Source organism: Brevibacillus borstelensis, from assembly GCF_036700025.1.
Taxonomy (GTDB): domain Bacteria; phylum Bacillota; class Bacilli; order Brevibacillales; family Brevibacillaceae; genus Brevibacillus; species Brevibacillus borstelensis.
In genome coordinates, this window is sequence record NZ_CP144922.1 from 5,041,922 (window position 1) to 5,057,962 (window position 16,041).

Below are 16,041 nucleotides of genomic sequence, written 5' to 3' on the forward strand. Positions count from 1 at the left end.
GTGAAAAATATCCGAGCGATGTCGCCCGTCATTTGGCCTTTCTGAGCGTTTCACCTCTCCCGGCCTACGCTGGGGCACTGCATAGCGGCGTAGGCCGAACAGCCTGCCTATCCTTTAATCACTGCACCCTCCCGGCGGAAGAGGCGGGCGGACAAGGCCAGAATGCCAGCCACATACAACAGCGAGGTCCCTAATCCGACGATCACGTGCCAAGGGTCAATCGCTCCGTAAAAGACCTCTTTGCACAACGCAACACCGCTGAAAACGGGAAGTACGTAATACCACTCGGGGATGTCCACGGGATTGAGCGGCATCATCATGTAGGAGGGGATCATGGCCAGAACGACCACACCAGTCATATAGGTCTGTCCTTCTTTAAACGATTTGGCTATCGTGCTCAAAGTCAGCTCCAGACCGGCAAACATCGCCGCCAGCAAGAGAATGGTTCCCGCCAAAACCACGAGCGAGCCAGGCTCCAAAAAGCTGAAGGAAAACGCCGCTTCCGCTTTGGTCAGCGGGCCCATCCGAAACACAAACGAGAGGGAAAGCAGCGATGCTGTCGCGCTGATACAGCTCATGACCATGACCGCGAGAAGCTTCGCTGTCAGCAGTTGATTCGCCGCGATGGGAGCAGTCAACAGCGCCTCGAGTGTCCCGCGTTCCTTTTCTCCCGCCACCAGGTCTGTAGCAGCAGCGATTCCGCCAGAGGCCAGCGACAGCACCAGCATCAAGGGGATGATCCCGGCCAGCATGCCGCCCGCCTGACGGTCCTTGGACGCCGTATTGTCATATACGGTCTCGATCGGCTTGATCGCCTGCTCGGACAAGCCCGCCTGACGCAACCGCTTGGCCACAATCTCGGAGCTGTATTTTTTTACCGCTTCTTCAATGATGGAACGGGCGTACACTGATTTTTGGTTGGTGGAATCGTAAGCGACCGCCAGCTTTACGGGCTTCCCCGCTTTTACCTGCTGATCGAAGCCGTCCGGGATGGAGATGATGGCCCGCAGCTTGCCCTGCTGCAAGTCCGCTTCCGGATTCGGCGAGTTCAACAGTTTCACACCAGGAGTCTGTTTCAGGTAGTCGACAAGCACAGACTGACCGCTGATCGAAATCGGTACGTAGGAGCGTGCTTCCTTTTCAACGTTGTTGTAAGACGTGCCCAATAAAAAAAAGACAAAAGGAATAACTACCATGGGTATGACAAATGTGCCAATCAAGGTTTTGCGGTCGCGAAGAAGATCGGTCAGCTCTTTGCGGAAAACGGTCCAGACGATGTTCGTTCCCACTACCGCCCCCCTCCTTCTACCATGGTCATGAAGATATCGTCCAGATCATTCATCTTCACCTGGTCACGGAGGGCGTCAATCGTCCCCGCATAGCTCAGCCTGCCCTTGTGCATAATGGCGATCCGATTGCACAGCCTCTCGATTTCCCCCATGTTGTGACTGGAAAACAGAATGGTCTTGCCCTCCTCCTGCAAATGGGCCACCATCCGGCGAAACATGTTGGCGGCAGTCACATCAAGGCCGGTCGTCGGCTCATCCAGCAAAATGACATCCGGATCGTGCACCAGCGTGCGGGCAATGGCTACCTTTTGCCTCATCCCGCGTGAAAAGCCGCCCACCCGGCGATCCATAAACTCGCTCATATGCAGCATTTCGCCCAGCTGTTCGACCCGCTTTTCGAGGGCATCGTCGGCCAAGCCGTACAGCTTGCCAAAATAAGCAATGTTTTCCCGAGCCGTAAGCCTGCTGTAAAGGCCCACATCTCCGCCAAACAATATCCCGATGCGGCGGCGTACCTCCACCGGCTCGCTCAGAACTGAGTAACCGCGAATCCGGATATCACCTGACGTCGGTCGGAGGATGGTAGCCATCATCCTCATCGTCGTCGTTTTGCCCGCTCCGTTTTCTCCGAGCAGCCCGTACACTTCTCCCTTTTCCACGAAAAAGGAGACGTCATCGACCGCTGTCAGGTGTCCAAACCGCTTGCTTACCCGGTCTACTTCGATCACCTGTATTCCTCCCGCCCTTTTTGGTCAAGGTTCAAAAAGAAAGATCTCGCTCCCGAAAGAGGAGATCCTGCTCTTATAGTCTACCCATATCCAAACAAAATCAGAATCTTGCAAACACTTTCATTTCTCCTCCCTAAGCGAGGGAGAGAACCGGGTATTTCTCCTTCCATTTGCTTAGCGAGAAGCCGGAGAACAGCTTCAAAAACGCTTCTGTATCATTGATGTAATGGCGGTTTTCCCTGGCCTCGCCGTGGTGCTCCAGATAGAGGATGGCCACCAGTCGGTTGACCGGCACCCCTTCGGCTTCCTGGTCGTAGATGCCTTTTTCCGCCAACACTTTTTCAAAATAACGCACATACGTGACTGTTATGCTTTTTTGCTGGCCGTCTTTTTCATAGCTGGCCATCGAACGCTCAAAGGTATCGGCAGGCGATCCGCCCTTGCTCGGCGGCACGCTTTCTCCCGCCACAGACAGGATTTTCATGCTTTAGAAACCTCCTCCACGCAATCTACTTTCCATTATAGGGGAGCACTTCCATTCTTACAAACGAAACAATCTCACCCGTACAGTCTCTTGGCCGGGTCTGTTTCGTCGCCGTTCAGGCGCTTTTGAAAGGTCTTGCGCCAGTTTTCGGACAGCTCCGCCACTGCCAGGATTCGTTCGGCCGCTTCCCGGTTATTCTTGTCCCGATGCATGATATGGTTTGCCTCCGCCACGGTGATGCCCGCCGGATGGCGTTCGATCAACGTGATCTCGCTGGCCGGAGATACGTTTCCTTCTTGCAGTACACGAAAATAAAAGCCGGTATATCCCGTCTCCTGGACCCACAAGGCCAGCTGTGGCAAATCGTAGCGCTTTGCCAGCTTGTGACAGGGCTGTCGCGGCTGGGTTACTTGCACAATCGCTTCGCCAAGCTGGTAGGTATCTCCGATGCACACGTTCGTTTCAAGCATGCCTGCAACCGTCAAATTTTCTCCGAAAGCGGCGTATGGCAGCTTGCGGTTCAAGCGTTCCTCCCAGTACGCATAATGCTCATGAGCGTATACACAGACCGCCTTTTCCGGTCCGCCGTGGTGGACGAGATCAGCCTGTCCGTCTCCCGTCAGGTTTACAGCCGAGAGGAAGAGTGTCTCCGCTGCCGGCTGTTTAAACATTCCCGTCAAAACCTCTTTGCCTTGGTAAAAAAAGCGCTCCGGCTTTCCTACATTGAGCGAAACAAGCTTGATTGGACCATGACTCATCGAGCCATACCTCCCTGTTTCATCCTGTGATGAATTCCTATACAATCATGTCAGAACTGAAAGTTTCTGTAAATGACAAAACACGCACGATTTTGTTCATTATTTTTGATAGAACGCAGTCATTTTGTCAGAAACTCTTCTTTCGAGGAGTCTATGTCGTAGGTCAACTTACTTGCGAGGTGTTTGTTTTGCAAAAGGAGCTTTTCCAATCCGAAATGATTGAAGCGCGGGAGGAACAGGAAGATTCGGCTTTGGTCGAAAAAGCCCGCAATGGGGACAGGGAAGCCTTCGGTGAGCTTGTCAGAAGGCACCGGGCCAAGGTGTACGGGTATGCCCGCTCGTTTACAAAGGAGCCGTTTTTGGCGGAGGACATCGTCCAGGATGCGCTCATCCGGGCGTTCCTCCATCTCGGCACACTGGTCGACAGCCGCCGGTTTTTGCCCTGGCTGCACCGGATCGTCCGCAATCAGGCATACACCCGTCTGAAGGCGGCGCCTCAAGCCAAGGAGCAGGTATTTTCTTCCTGGCATTCACCTGCTGAGGAGGAGGGAGAAACGGACTGGCAAAGCCTCGACAGCATCCTTTACCGGTTGGGCCGGCAGCATGCCCAGTCGCTCCGCGAGCAAACGGCTGCTCCAGAGGAGACCTTGATGCGTCGGGAGCTGCTGGAGACGATCATGCACATGCTCCGGTGCTTGAATCCAAAGGAGCGGCGAATCTTCGAGTCCCATTTCTTCGACCATCTCTCCCCACAGGAGATTGCCGGAGTATTTGGCATGTCGCAGGCCAATGTCTACCAGATTCTGTCCCGCTCACGGAAAAAGCTCTTGCGGGAAAAAATTCGTCTCGCTGTTGACCAATACATACTCAATCGAAAGGATGAGGGACTCATGAATAAGGTCACGTTGAAAAAGCCCGAAGCATTCTCGCAGCGCGTATGGACGACTGCTGCAGCAGCGATGTATGGACTGACGGAATACACGGAAAAACGCTTTTCCCTGCCCATGGTGATGGGACTTACCGGGCACGCTTTTCGGATCAATGTCGTTCCCGGCGAGATTCACATTGCCGGACCAACCATGTTCGACTTTGACAATGTGCTGTCGGAAGGAATGCGGAATCTCGGCTTTGAGGTAAAAGTCGTTCAACAGCATACGCAAATGGCCCCCGGTCCTAATGCCAATCAGGCGGACCCATCCTTGTTGACGGCGGCGGCGCGTGAAAAAAGAAGGCTTCCCGAGGTATTGCCTGAAGCTCTTTCGCTCATCCACGACGCCATCGACCGGGGACATGCCGTGCTTTCCTGGGATTTGTTCATACCCGAATTCGGCCTGATCTACGGCTATGACACCGAGACCCGCCAATTTCAGGCGGGAGACAACTGCGGGCATGATAAGCCCATTGCCTACGACCATCTCGGACGCGGTCTGGTTGAAGAACTGTTTGTGCTGGCCATCGACAAGCAGCTGGACATCGACCAAAAGACGATGCTGGCAAACGCACTCAGAACGATCCTGCATCACTATCGTCAAGAGACGAGCGGGCCTGCCTGCGCTCACGGATTGGCCGCCTACGATGCTTGGCGGGAAGCGTACCTGCAAAAAGGCATCGAGCCAAACGGCAACGCCTACACGACCGCTGTGGTCGGAGACGCTCGCCGTCACGCTTCGCTTTTCTGGAAGGAAATCGCGGAAACCTGGACCGACGCCCAGTTTGACAAGATTCGCCCGCTAGTAAAGGACGCCGGTGAGCTTTACACCCAAATCGCGGATGAATACGCCACTCTTGCCCATAGGTTCCCGTTTCCAACTGGAGGCAACCCCAATGATCCCGATGAGTCCCGGGAAGCCGTACAGGTGCTGGATAGGATCAAAAAGCTGGAGGAACAGGCTGTCGCTGTGCTGGAGCAAATGCAAGAGAAGCTTTCGGTGTAAGGCGAACGCCAGATAGCCACGCAGCAAGTCATACGCATATGCAAAAAAATTTGCACAGCAGATCAAATACGAAATGGCTCTAGCCGCAAGTTAAAGGCTCTAGCTGCAAGTTAAAGGATTTAGCCGTAAGTTAAAGGCTTTAGCCGTAAGTCAAAAGCTTTGGCCGTTGGCCCAAATGAAAGAAGGCCCGCATTGCCGTATCTTGGCAAAGCGGGCTTTCGTGTTGCGATTTTTTGCTTCTGCTACACATTTTTCAGTGCTTCTACAAGCAGCTTGTTCACCATGGGCGGGTTGGCTTTTCCGCGGGTTTGCTTCATCACCTGTCCGACGAAGAAAGCGACTGCTTTGTCGTTTCCTGCCTTGTAGTCGGCCACGGCTTGCGGGTTGTTGTTCACCACTTCTTGTACGATGGCGAGCAGAGCGCCCTCGTCGCTGATCTGGACGAGCCCCTTTTCCTCGACGATTTGCTTTGGCTCTTTGCCTGTCTCGACCATTTCCTTGAAAACGGTTTTGGCAATCTTGGAGGAGATCGTGCCGTTTTCGATCAGCTTGATCATTTCGCCCAAGCCGTGCGGCGTGATTTTTACATCAGCCAACGTCAGGTTGCCGGCATTCAAATAACCGAGCAGCTCGACCATCAGCCAGTTGGCTGCCGCTTTAGGATCAGCCCCTGTCTTGACGGTTTCGTCGAAGAAGTCGGCCGTATCCTTGGACATCGTAATGACGCCGGCATCGCTTTGCGGCAAGCCGTACTCGTTGACATAGCGGGCCTGGCGGGCGTCAGGAAGCTCGGGAATCGTAGCCCGGACCGCCTCGATCCACTCCTCGGAGATTTGCATCCGCACCAGATCCGGGTCCGGAAAATAGCGGTAGTCGTGCGCTTCTTCCTTGGACCGCATGCTTATCGTTTTTTTGTTGGCCTCGTCCCAGCGGCGTGTCTCCTGCACGATTTTTCCGCCGGAGGTCACCACCTCTTTTTGCCGCTCGACTTCATATTCCAATGCCACCTGTACGTTGCGGAACGAGTTCATGTTCTTCAGCTCGGTTTTGGTACCGAACTCCGCTTGGCCTGCCGGACGGATCGATACGTTGGCATCGCAGCGCAGCGAGCCTTGCTCCATTCGGACATCGGATACCTCGGTGTACTGGATGATCGCTTTCAGCTTTTCCAGGTACGCGCGAGCCTCTTCAGGCGAGCGGAGGTCCGGCTCGGAAACGATCTCGATCAGCGGCACGCCCACACGGTTGAAATCGACCAGGGATTCGCCGCCGAAATCGCTGTGCGTCAGCTTGCCCGCATCTTCCTCAAGATGGAGGCGGGTAATGCCGATCCGCTTTGTCACCCCGTTGACCTCAATATCAATCCAGCCGTTATAGCCGATCGGCTGGTCGTACTGCGAGATCTGGTACGCTTTTGGCGAGTCCGGATAAAAGTAGTTTTTCCGGTCAAATTTTGTCTCTCTGGAGATTTCGCAGTTGAGCGCAAGCGCCGCCTTCATCGCGAACTCCACCGCCTGCCTGTTGGTCACAGGCAAAACGCCCGGATGTCCGAGGCAGATCGGGCATACATGTGTATTTGGCGGCGCGCCGAACTCGGTCGGGCAGCCGCAAAAGATTTTGCTATTCGTCGAAAGCTCGGCGTGAACCTCAAGGCCGATGACGGTTTCAAACTGGCTCATGACTCTTACCCCCTCACCCATTCCGGCTTGCGCTGGTAAAATCCAGCCGTTTGCTCATAGGCATGAGCGACGCGCAATACCGTGGATTCGTCAAACGCCTTCCCGACGATCTGCATGCCGATCGGCATTCCGTTTTGCGCAAATCCGCACGGAACGCTGATGGCTGGCAAGCCCGCCAGGTTGACCGGAACGGTGCAAATATCCTCCAGGTACATCTTCACCGGATCGTCGACGTTTTGGCCGATCTTGAAAGCCGTGGTCGGCGTGGTCGGATGCAAAATGACGTCGTAATGGGCAAAGACATCGTTGAAATCCTGGATGATCAGCGTACGTACCTGCTGTGCCTTTTTGTAGTACGCATCGTAGTAGCCGGACGACAGCGCGTACGTGCCGAGCATGATGCGGCGTTTTACTTCCGGTCCGAAGCCTTGGCTGCGGGATTCCTTGTACATTTCAATCAGGTTCTCGGCGTTGTCCGCACGTACGCCGTAGCGCACCCCGTCAAAACGGGCCAGGTTGGAGGATGCCTCCGAGGACGAGAGCAGGTAGTAAGCCGGTACCGCGTATTCCGTATGCGGCATCGACACCTCGCTCCAGGTGGCGCCCATGCTCTCCAGCTGCTTCAAAGCGGCCAGCACGGCATCGCGCACCTCGCTGTCGATTCCTTCGCCGATCAGCTCTTTCGGAACGCCGATCCGCAGCCCTTTGACATCGCCGGTCAAAGCAGACAGGTAGTCGGGAACGTCTACCTTGGCGGACGTGGAGTCGTACTCGTCGTGTCCGGCAATCGCCTGCAATACGTAAGCGGAATCCTCCACGTTTTTCGTGATCGGACCGATCTGGTCAAGCGACGAGGCAAACGCCACCAGACCAAAACGGGAGACGCGGCCGTATGTCGGCTTCAATCCGACGACTCCGCAAAAAGCTGCCGGCTGGCGGATCGAGCCGCCCGTGTCGGAGCCGAGCGTAAAGAAGAAGTGGCGGGAAGCCATCGCAGCTGCAGAGCCGCCGCTGGAGCCGCCTGGCACGTATTCGGTATTCCACGGGTTTTTGGTCGGGTAAAACCCGGAGTTTTCATTGGAGCCGCCCATGGCAAACTCGTCCATGTTCAGCTTGGCGACGATCAGCGCATCGGCGTCCTTCAGCTTCTTGGAGACGGTCGCATCGTAGATCGGATCGTAATTGCTCAAAAATTTGCTGGCGCAGGTCGTACGCAGACCGCGGGTTACGATGTTGTCTTTCAAACCGACAGGCAAACCGTACAGCAGCCCCATCTCTTCGCCTGATCCTGCCAGACGCTCGTCCAATGCCTTTGCTTGGGAAAGAGCGCCTTCCTCGTCCACATGCAGGACCGATTTGATTTCGCCGTCGTGCTCCTTGATGCTGGCGATGGACGCTTGCACCAGTTCAGCAACGGACAGCTCCTTTGAGCGCAGTGCGCTATGTATTTCCGACAATCGCTTGTCAAACAGCGACACGTGGGTGTCCTCCCTTCAGGTGATAACCGTTTCGTCTATTCAAACACAGCCGGTACTTTAAACTGGCCTTCCTCATGCTCTGGGGCGTTTTTCAACGCTTCTTCATTGGAAATGCTTGGACGATTGACATCTTCGCGCATGACGTTTTTCACGTCTGTTGCATGACTGGTCGGGACGACGTTTGACGTGTCCAGCTCATTCAGCTTGGCTGCGAATTGCAGAATCGAGTTCAAATCCTTGGTATACCGCTCCGCTTCTTCTTCTGTAAGGTTCAGGCGGGCGAGATTGGCTACGTGCTCTACTTCCTTGCGGCTGATCGCACTCATGGTTCCACCTCCGAATCTATCACATAATTTTGATCTTACTTGAAAAGAGCGGGTGCAGTCAATTTTCGGGGGGATTTCTTCCTTTGGTGATATGTGGGTCGGGCTTTTCGTATAACGCTGGTCGGGTTTTACGTTTTGCGTAGACCGGTTCTTTGCGTGATGTTATCGGGCTTCGGTTGTGACGTTGGTCGAGCTATAGTGCAGGAGATGAAACAGGGAGAAAACGCTCAAGGTTCGGTGGGACACTGCGGGGGCTGGACTGGCCGGCTTCATTCCAAAAGCGGAACCGCGTCCAAAAGCAGATCTTTCAGGAGGCGTCTCAGAGTTGGACGCTGAAAACGTGTTCCGCTTTTTCCATTACGCCTGGGGAGTGTCCCAAAGACCTTCGCTGTTTTTCTCCCTGTTTCATCTCTACACTGGTTGGTTTTATTCGATCTCGATGAAAGAAAGCATAGTCAAAGCGGATACAATCTCTAAAGCCTTTAGTAGCCGAACAACGTTACATTATGATTTGCGTGCCGATACTCCTTGTTAAGGATCACCGGCCTGGCCAGTAGCCGAAGATATTAAAATTTTTGACACGTGACTGCAGGATAGTTGAGGCTCGTACGGAATGTAAAGGAAAACAGTTTGCTTACAACCCGTTTGCCGCTTCGCAGTACGCTGATATTCAATCAGACAACGCAAGCAAAGCTGCCTGCGGATCGTTCAGTGTCCCTGCCTTCTTACGGGCTGATTTTCAGAATAGCAATCGAAAAGAAATCTCGTTTGCGGCTTTCGGTTATAGTAGGTGTAGGCAGATTGTTCTTCATCTATTACGGAAGGCATTATTACACTTTCCATATAAAGGAGGCTTTTTTCATGGCAAATGTGAATCCGGCAACGATAACAGTAGAAGCGGTCGTTCATTCCCCCGTTGAAACGGTGTGGGAGTATTGGACAGACCCGAAGCATATCACGCAATGGAATTCGGCTTCGGATGACTGGCACACGCCATATGCCGAGAATGATCTAAAGGCCGGCGGCAAGTTTGTTTCGAGAATGGAAGCGAAAGACGGCAGTGTTGGATTTGATTTCAGCGGGGTATACGACGAAGTGAGCATAAATGAGCGTATAGCCTATACGATCGCCGACGGCAGAAAAGTGCAGATCTCCTTTATTCGCCAAGGTAACGACACGTTAATCATCGAATCGTTCGATGCGGAAGAAACCCACACAATCGAGATGCAGCAAGCCGGATGGCAAGCGATTTTAGACAATTTCAAAAAGTATGCGGAGTCGGTCGAAAAGTAAATAGGGACTTTTTAGTCATAGAAGCGCGCATGCCATCATTGGCATGCGCTTTGCAATGCATATCTTGTGGAACCAAAAAGGCCTTTGCAAGCGCATGTTGCTTGCTTGGGCCCTCTGGTTATCGGTCACCGTTCACGGCCTTGTTATTCGCTTGCTTTCAGTTGTGCCAGCTTTTGGCCCATCAGAACCGGGCTGCCGATCTTTACGTCATCGGCCCATTCCAGTTGTTTGGATTCGAACAGCAGGATGACGGTGGAACCGAATTCGAACCAGCCTAGCTCGTCTCCCTTTTGGTAGTGTGGGGTTCCGGGGATGTCCTCGCTGGTTTTGCAGCCGCGTTTGACGTTGGTCGTCGCTTTGTTGTACATGACTTTGACGCTGCCGACAAAAAGCGCGCCGACCTTGACGACGGCTACTCGCCCCAGCTCGCTTGTTTGGACGTGGGTGACGAGGCGCTCGTTGCGGGCGAACAGCTTGTCGACGTGCTCAATGCCGAGCTGATTGACCGGATAGAGTCGGCCTGGCACGTACGTGTAGCGGATGAGATCTCCTTCCACCGGCATGTGAATCCGATGGTAATCGCGCGGGCTTAAATAAATGGTAATAAACTTTCCGCCGTAAAAGCGCTGGGCCGCTTCCGTCGTATCTCCGAGCAGATCAGCCAGACTGTACTGTTTTCCTTTTGCCTGGATCAAGGTACCTTCGTGAATATCTCCCATCTGTGAAACCGTACCGTCGACGGGACTGGCTACTACGTCGTCGCCAGGAGCAATCGTCCGGACTCCGGGCTTCAGCCTGCGCGCAAAAAATTCTTTTAACGATCTGTATTCACGTATCGGCTTTTCAACGATCGAGGGGTCGATATTGTAATGTCGTATATAGTGGCGGATCGCCAACCGGCTGAAACGCGAAGCGGTAATTTTGCCCATGGTCCGCGACATGACGTTCTGCGGCAGCCGATGAATGAGTCCGGGAAGGATTTTCTTGTTCATAAGCATCCCCTTGTTCTTTCCGTTCAAAATCTATCCATACTGTACCATCTCGGGGTACCGCCAGTAAAGCCCACTCCGACTATGGCCTCATCATTTTCTTGTCCTTCATTTGCTATACTAAGATGGAAATACAGCATGACTTACAGGAGAGACAATCATGACAAAGCGCGATATTGAGAACCTCATCCATCAATACGGCGATGTATTATCCTGCTTTTTTCAATATATGTCCGATATGGTTTTTCTTATGTCGGTAGAAGAGGGAACCCGTTTTCGCTACGTCCTGATGAACCCTCCTGCCATGCAGGCCGCCCGGCTGACAGAAGAAGCCTACGGCAGGCTGATCGAAGAAGTGTATTCCGACGAAAAAGCAGCCAATTTGAACAGCATGTATCGGGAGGCAGTGGCAAGCGGCAAACCGACACATTATACGACTTACGACGAAATCATTGGCGAGTCCGTTCTCACCCCGATCTATAACAGTGAGGGTGTCTGTACCCATGTGTTTGCTGTGACCCGGGATATTACAGAGCGCAAGCAGTTGGAGACCCAGCTTGAATTCATGGCGTACCATGATGTTTTGACTGGCCTTCCCAATCGCCGCCTTTTGCTGGATCGGATGCAGCAGGCGATGTCTCAGGCGACCCGAAAAGGCAATCAGCTCGCCGTCCTCTACCTGGACTGCGACTACTTTAAAGAAATCAACGATACCTGGGGACATGACGTGGGAGATGAGTTTCTTCGCGTACTCGCCAAACGGCTCACCTCGTGTGTACGGGATGTGGATACTGTTGCCAGGCTGGGCGGGGATGAATTCGTCCTTTTGCTCACCTCTTTGGATACGGCCGAGGAGGCAGCCAAAGTGGCCAGCCGCGTACTGGAGGCGTTGAAAAAGCCTTTTCTGATTCAGCAGCATCGTTTTCACTTGACGATGAGCATCGGCATTGCCCTTTTTCCAAATGACGGCCCAGATTCCTCCCAGCTCCTCCGCCACGCAGACAAAGCCCTTTACCGAGCCAAGGAAGCCGGACGCAACCAATTTTGTTTTTACTCTGCTCCTACGGAATAATCCAGAAGAACAACAGCAGCGAAAGCGCAGAAAAGATAAAGCTCACCACATACAGGACGACAACCGTTTGTTTGGCGGACAAGCCAAGCGACATCAAACGATGGTGCACATGCCGACGGTCGGCCTGGTACATCGGCGACCCTGCCAATGCCCGGCTGATCATCACTTGGACGGTATCAACGACCGGCAGTCCCAATGCGAGGACCGTCACGACCAGTGTGATCAGAGTCGCTCCCTTCATCGCACCCTCCAGAGAAATCAGAGCCAGGGCATATCCGAGAAACATCGAGCCCATATCCCCCATGAACATTTGTGCAGGAAAAAAGTTGAATCGCAAAAAGGCAAGCGCGGCACCTGCCAGAACGACGGCAATCAAAGCTGTAAGGCCCTGTCCTTTAACATATGCGAGAAAAAACAGCGTGATCGCGGAAAAGACCGTCGCTCCGGAAGCCAGACCGTCAACGCCATCCAGGAAGTTGACCATGTTGATCAAGCCCGTAATCCAGATCACTGTTGCCAGACAGGAGAGCCAGACGGGAAACAGATAATAGTCACCCGTGTCACCGCCCAGCCACGGAAAGGATATGCCGCGAAAACGGATATCGCAGACGAAAGCCAGCAAACCTACCAATACCTGTACCAACAGCTTGGGCAGAGCAGGGAATTCCTTTCTACGCGCCTTATACGCGTCATCGGCCCAGCCGACAGCCATCAGGAGCAAGCTGCCAATGATCAAAACTGCCACCAATTTTTGCAGTCCTGCAAAAAAAATGGTCACCACTGCGACTCCGACGAACATCGCCAGTCCCCCGGACAACGGCATTGGCCGGGTATGACCTTTCCGTCCCTGGGGAATATCGAGCAGCTTTGTCTTCCATGCTATGGCTCTGGCTGCAGGCATCAGCAGCCAAACCAGAAAAAACACCGCTACCCCCGGGACCAAATAAGATAGCATGCCTTTCACCCACCTAGACCATTTTTGCTTAGTGTGAACAAAAACGGGATGAAATAGCGATGCAAATCGCGATTGGGTCACAGGCTCAACATAAAAAAGCTGCCCGTAAAACAGGCAGCTTTTTGTAAAGCAGAACGAACTACAGTTTTTCGGAAACAAGCTTTGCTTGCGTGAACAGCAGCAGGTAATCCGGGCCGCCAGCTTTGGAATCCGTACCGGACATGTTGAAACCGCCGAACGGATGCACGCCCACCAGTGCGCCTGTACATTTGCGGTTGAAGTACAGGTTCCCTACGTGGAATTCGCTGCGTGCCTTCTCCAGATGTGCACGGTTGCGGCTGAACACGGAGCCGGTCAGGCCGTATTCGGTGTTGTTGCCGATTTCCAGCGCATGATCAAAGTCTTTTGCTTTGCAGAAGGCCACGACTGGTCCGAAGATCTCTTCTTGCATGATGCGGGCTTGCGGCTCTACATCAGCAAATACGGTCGGCATGATATAGTAGCCGTTTTCTGGCCCTTTCTCTCCGCCTGCCATCAGCTTGCCTTCTTTTTTCCCGATCTCGATGTACTCGAGAATTTTGTTGTACGCCTTTTCATCCACAACCGGACCGGTGTAGAAATCAGGGTTTACCACATCGCCGACAGTCAGCTGCTTGGTCAGCTCAACCACCCGGTTCAGGACCTTGTCGTACACGTCCTGGTGAACGATGGCACGGGAGCAAGCAGAGCATTTTTGGCCGGAGAAACCGAATGCGGAAGCAACGATTGCTTGAGCAGCCGCTTCCAGATCGCAGTCATTGTCTACGATGATGGAGTCTTTTCCGCCCATTTCCGCTACGAGACGCTTCATCCATTTTTGACCCGGACGGTGTTTCGCAGCCAGTTCATTGATGCGCAGACCGACGTCACGGGAGCCTGTGAAGCTGATAAAGCGGGTTTGCGTATGTTCAACCAAATAGTCGCCGATTTCACCGCCGGAGCCTGGTACGAAGTTGACAACCCCTGCAGGTACGCCTGCGTCTTCCAGGATCTCCATGAATTTCGCAGCAATTACCGGAGTGGTGGACGCCGGCTTCAGCACGACAGTATTTCCCGCTACCAGAGCTGCAGTCGTCATCCCTACCATGATCGCGAGCGGGAAGTTCCAAGGCGGAATGACAATCCCTACGCCAAGCGGCACGTAATACAGCTCGTTGTCTTCATCCGGGATGCGGGTCAGCGGATGGCGCTCGGCGAGCTTATCCATTTGACGGCCGTAGTACTCCATAAAGTCGATTGCTTCAGCCGTGTCGGCATCTGCTTCCGCCCAGCTTTTGCCTGCCTCTTTTACCAGCCAAGCAGAGAATTCATGCTTGCGGCGACGAAGGATGGCAGCCGCTTTGTACAGATAGCGGGAACGCGCTTGCGGCGGTACAGCCTTCCAGGTTTCAAATGTCTGAGCGGCAGTCTGGATTGCTTTTTCAGCCAGGGCTTGGTCAGCCTGGGATACTACGCCGATTACTTGCTCTTTATTGGAAGGGTTGATGGAGCGGGATTTCTTTTCGGTTTTGATGCGCTCTCCGCCGATGATGATGTCGTATTCACGGCCCAGCTCGCTCTCTACCTTTGCGAGCGCCTCTTGAAATGCCTTTTTATTTTCCGGCAAGCTAAAATTGGTAAACGGTTCATTTTTGAATTCGACTTGCATCTGGAAAACCTCCTTATCATTCTTCCATTCTTGTCATCCAAATTTATATGCAAGGATCATACCAATTTGGCTGGATTCTTTTCGCCGTGTTAGTATTTGCATTTTTCTCGAAAAACAACAGGGTTTCTTATGTATCGGGTTATGAACATTCGTGTCCAAATCACTGAACACTTCTAAACAAATGTGTTCATATCATCTGTCATTCTACGCGAAAAAACGCCCTCTCCGTTCCGAATGAAAAGGAAAGGGCGTTTTTGCTCTTTGTTATTTTCTGTAAATATGCATGTATGGTTCCCCGCTGGTTGGCCGAACATACAAGGCCAGCGGCTGATTAATCGTCTGAACATACAGATTGACGTGGACGTTCTTGTCAAAGGTCTGTTCAATTGCGGAAGCTGCAAATTGCGTAAATTGCAGGACTTGCGTCCGGGAATCGTACTCAGCCGTAGCCGTAATCGTCAACTCGGTGAGTCTGCCGCCCATAAAACGGCCGATTCCGGTCATTCCGATATACTCTTTGAAGTAAGACTGCGTTTGACGCTTCAGCTTGTCGTACTGCAGGGCTTGCTGGGGATATGCTTTTTCGGCGTCGCTGCTCGGGAACAGGTAGAATTCTTCGTCAATGGGCTGCCATTTTCCGATTGAAGACTCACCTGCATTCACCGTACCGGACATGATGAACTTGCCCGGAATCAGCGTGGAATTTGGCTCTGGCACCTGGAACAAAGCGATTACAATCGGGACTTCTGTAGAGTTGGCTCGAACACTCTGTACGATTTTTGACGCCAACTGCTGTCCCTTTGCCCGCAGTTCGTCCGTCGTATAGGTTTTCTCCTGCCCCGTCGCATCCTGGTAAACCGGGGACAGGGAGAGTCCGAGTACCATTCCGGCCAGTTGCTGCTTGTCCTTGCTCAGATAATCGTGCTCAAGCACGTGAACAAGGCTGCTGGTTTTCCCCTTGCCGTTGGGACCCCCGGCCTTTTCTTGCGCGATCCAGTCCCTTACCTGATCTTTTGTGATGAACTGGCCTTCCTGGAACAAATAATCGGACGTAGGGAAGGTATCGCGCGCAATCTCCATCAGTCCGAGCTCCAGGTGGCTGAAGTCGATCCGATAAATCGTGCTGGCCAGTATTCCGCGCGTTTGGTTTGGTTGGTAGGGCGGAATGCTGCCGTAATAATCCTCCGAAACTTCCACAACAGGGGAAAGCGAAGGGCTTGCGGGCTGCGATTCCTCTTGACCTTTTCCTCCTGGCAGAAGCGAGCAGCCTGCAGCCGTCATGGCCAAAATCAACGTCAGCGGCAACATGTACATCCATCGTTTTGCTTTCATCCATCCAAACTCCTTACACAACGAAAGAGGCCGAAGC

14 protein-coding genes are annotated in these 16,041 nt (G+C 53.2%); 3 read left to right on the forward strand and 11 right to left on the reverse strand.

Annotation, left to right across the window (positions count from 1 at the left end):
- Positions 1-107: 107 nt before the first annotated feature.
- From V5G20_RS24175 to V5G20_RS24190, 4 genes are all read right to left on the reverse strand, one after another.
- Entirely contained in the window at positions 108-1,289 is a 1,182-nt protein-coding gene (locus V5G20_RS24175; protein ID WP_003389382.1) for an ABC transporter permease, read from the reverse strand.
- Complete coding sequence (locus V5G20_RS24180) at positions 1,289-2,017, reverse strand: ABC transporter ATP-binding protein (protein ID WP_003389384.1); 729 nt, start codon at positions 2,015-2,017, stop codon at positions 1,289-1,291. Before V5G20_RS24180 ends, V5G20_RS24175 begins: the two co-directional genes overlap by 1 nt.
- 133 nt (positions 2,018-2,150) lie before the next feature.
- Positions 2,151-2,501, reverse strand: coding sequence for a hypothetical protein (locus V5G20_RS24185; protein WP_003389386.1), 351 nt, complete (start codon positions 2,499-2,501; stop codon positions 2,151-2,153).
- Positions 2,502-2,575: 74 nt separating this feature from the next.
- Positions 2,576-3,259, reverse strand: a complete 684-nt coding sequence (locus tag V5G20_RS24190) for an MOSC domain-containing protein (protein ID WP_003389388.1) — start codon at positions 3,257-3,259, stop codon at positions 2,576-2,578.
- Positions 3,260-3,474: 215 nt separating this feature from the next.
- Between V5G20_RS24190 and V5G20_RS24195 the strand changes: the two genes are divergently transcribed.
- Positions 3,475-5,193 carry an RNA polymerase sigma factor gene (locus tag V5G20_RS24195; protein ID WP_122957620.1) on the forward strand — a complete coding sequence of 573 codons (1,719 nt, stop codon included), beginning with the start codon at positions 3,475-3,477 and terminating at the stop codon, positions 5,191-5,193.
- Between the two features lie 242 nt (positions 5,194-5,435).
- Here V5G20_RS24195 and gatB read toward each other — a convergent pair whose 3' ends face one another.
- Genes gatB through gatC form a run of 3 tightly spaced genes read right to left on the reverse strand, consistent with a single transcriptional unit; the run spans position 5,436 to position 8,676 of the window.
- Positions 5,436-6,872 carry an Asp-tRNA(Asn)/Glu-tRNA(Gln) amidotransferase subunit GatB gene (gene gatB, locus V5G20_RS24200; protein ID WP_251255303.1) on the reverse strand — a complete coding sequence of 479 codons (1,437 nt, stop codon included), beginning with the start codon at positions 6,870-6,872 and terminating at the stop codon, positions 5,436-5,438.
- 5 nt (positions 6,873-6,877) lie between these two features.
- On the reverse strand, positions 6,878-8,350 hold the full coding sequence (gene gatA / locus V5G20_RS24205) for an Asp-tRNA(Asn)/Glu-tRNA(Gln) amidotransferase subunit GatA (protein WP_024983566.1): 1,473 nt from the start codon (positions 8,348-8,350) through the stop codon (positions 6,878-6,880).
- Positions 8,351-8,385: 35 nt separating this feature from the next.
- Positions 8,386-8,676 (reverse strand): Asp-tRNA(Asn)/Glu-tRNA(Gln) amidotransferase subunit GatC, encoded by a 291-nt coding sequence (gatC, locus tag V5G20_RS24210; RefSeq protein ID WP_003389393.1) that lies wholly within the window; start codon positions 8,674-8,676, stop codon positions 8,386-8,388.
- An 861-nt stretch (positions 8,677-9,537) separates the two neighbouring features.
- On the opposite strand from gatC, the gene V5G20_RS24215 reads away from it, so the two are divergent.
- A complete protein-coding gene (locus V5G20_RS24215; RefSeq protein ID WP_338462545.1) occupies positions 9,538-9,969 on the forward strand; it encodes an SRPBCC family protein in 432 nt (143 codons plus the stop codon).
- 143 nt (positions 9,970-10,112) lie between these two features.
- Here V5G20_RS24215 and asd read toward each other — a convergent pair whose 3' ends face one another.
- Positions 10,113-10,961, reverse strand: a complete 849-nt coding sequence (gene asd, locus V5G20_RS24220; RefSeq protein WP_039070043.1) for an archaetidylserine decarboxylase — start codon at positions 10,959-10,961, stop codon at positions 10,113-10,115.
- A gap of 157 nt (positions 10,962-11,118) precedes the next feature.
- Here asd and V5G20_RS24225 point away from each other — a divergent pair, with 157 nt between their 5' ends.
- Complete coding sequence (locus V5G20_RS24225) at positions 11,119-12,030, forward strand: diguanylate cyclase domain-containing protein (RefSeq protein WP_003389397.1); 912 nt, start codon at positions 11,119-11,121, stop codon at positions 12,028-12,030.
- On the opposite strand, the gene V5G20_RS24230 is transcribed toward V5G20_RS24225, so the two are convergent.
- From V5G20_RS24230 to V5G20_RS24240, 3 genes are all read right to left on the reverse strand, one after another.
- Positions 12,020-12,985 carry an MraY family glycosyltransferase gene (locus V5G20_RS24230; protein ID WP_003389398.1) on the reverse strand — a complete coding sequence of 322 codons (966 nt, stop codon included), beginning with the start codon at positions 12,983-12,985 and terminating at the stop codon, positions 12,020-12,022. The genes V5G20_RS24225 and V5G20_RS24230 overlap by 11 nt on opposite strands.
- Before the next feature lie 139 nt (positions 12,986-13,124).
- Positions 13,125-14,672 carry an L-glutamate gamma-semialdehyde dehydrogenase gene (gene pruA / locus V5G20_RS24235; RefSeq protein ID WP_003389399.1) on the reverse strand — a complete coding sequence of 516 codons (1,548 nt, stop codon included), beginning with the start codon at positions 14,670-14,672 and terminating at the stop codon, positions 13,125-13,127.
- Positions 14,673-14,936: 264 nt separating this feature from the next.
- Positions 14,937-16,004, reverse strand: coding sequence for a CamS family sex pheromone protein (locus V5G20_RS24240; protein ID WP_003389400.1), 1,068 nt, complete (start codon positions 16,002-16,004; stop codon positions 14,937-14,939).
- Positions 16,005-16,041: the final 37 nt, after the last annotated feature.

Excerpts from the sequence above, each read along its gene's own strand:
- V5G20_RS24185 (WP_003389386.1), bottom strand. The coding sequence starts at position 2,501 with ATGAAAATCCTGTCTGTGGCGGGAGAAAGCGTGCCGCCGAGCAAGGGC.
- V5G20_RS24190 (WP_003389388.1), bottom strand. The coding sequence starts at position 3,259 with ATGAGTCATGGTCCAATCAAGCTTGTTTCGCTCAATGTAGGAAAGCCG.
- V5G20_RS24195 (WP_122957620.1), top strand. The coding sequence starts at position 3,475 with ATGATTGAAGCGCGGGAGGAACAGGAAGATTCGGCTTTGGTCGAAAAA.
- gatB (WP_251255303.1), bottom strand. The coding sequence starts at position 6,872 with ATGAGCCAGTTTGAAACCGTCATCGGCCTTGAGGTTCACGCCGAGCTT.
- gatC (WP_003389393.1), bottom strand. The coding sequence starts at position 8,676 with ATGAGTGCGATCAGCCGCAAGGAAGTAGAGCACGTAGCCAATCTCGCC.
- V5G20_RS24215 (WP_338462545.1), top strand. The coding sequence starts at position 9,538 with ATGGCAAATGTGAATCCGGCAACGATAACAGTAGAAGCGGTCGTTCAT.
- asd (WP_039070043.1), bottom strand. The coding sequence starts at position 10,961 with ATGAACAAGAAAATCCTTCCCGGACTCATTCATCGGCTGCCGCAGAAC.
- V5G20_RS24225 (WP_003389397.1), top strand. The coding sequence starts at position 11,119 with ATGACAAAGCGCGATATTGAGAACCTCATCCATCAATACGGCGATGTA.
- V5G20_RS24230 (WP_003389398.1), bottom strand. The coding sequence starts at position 12,985 with ATGCTATCTTATTTGGTCCCGGGGGTAGCGGTGTTTTTTCTGGTTTGG.
- pruA (WP_003389399.1), bottom strand. The coding sequence starts at position 14,672 with ATGCAAGTCGAATTCAAAAATGAACCGTTTACCAATTTTAGCTTGCCG.
- V5G20_RS24240 (WP_003389400.1), bottom strand. The coding sequence starts at position 16,004 with ATGAAAGCAAAACGATGGATGTACATGTTGCCGCTGACGTTGATTTTG.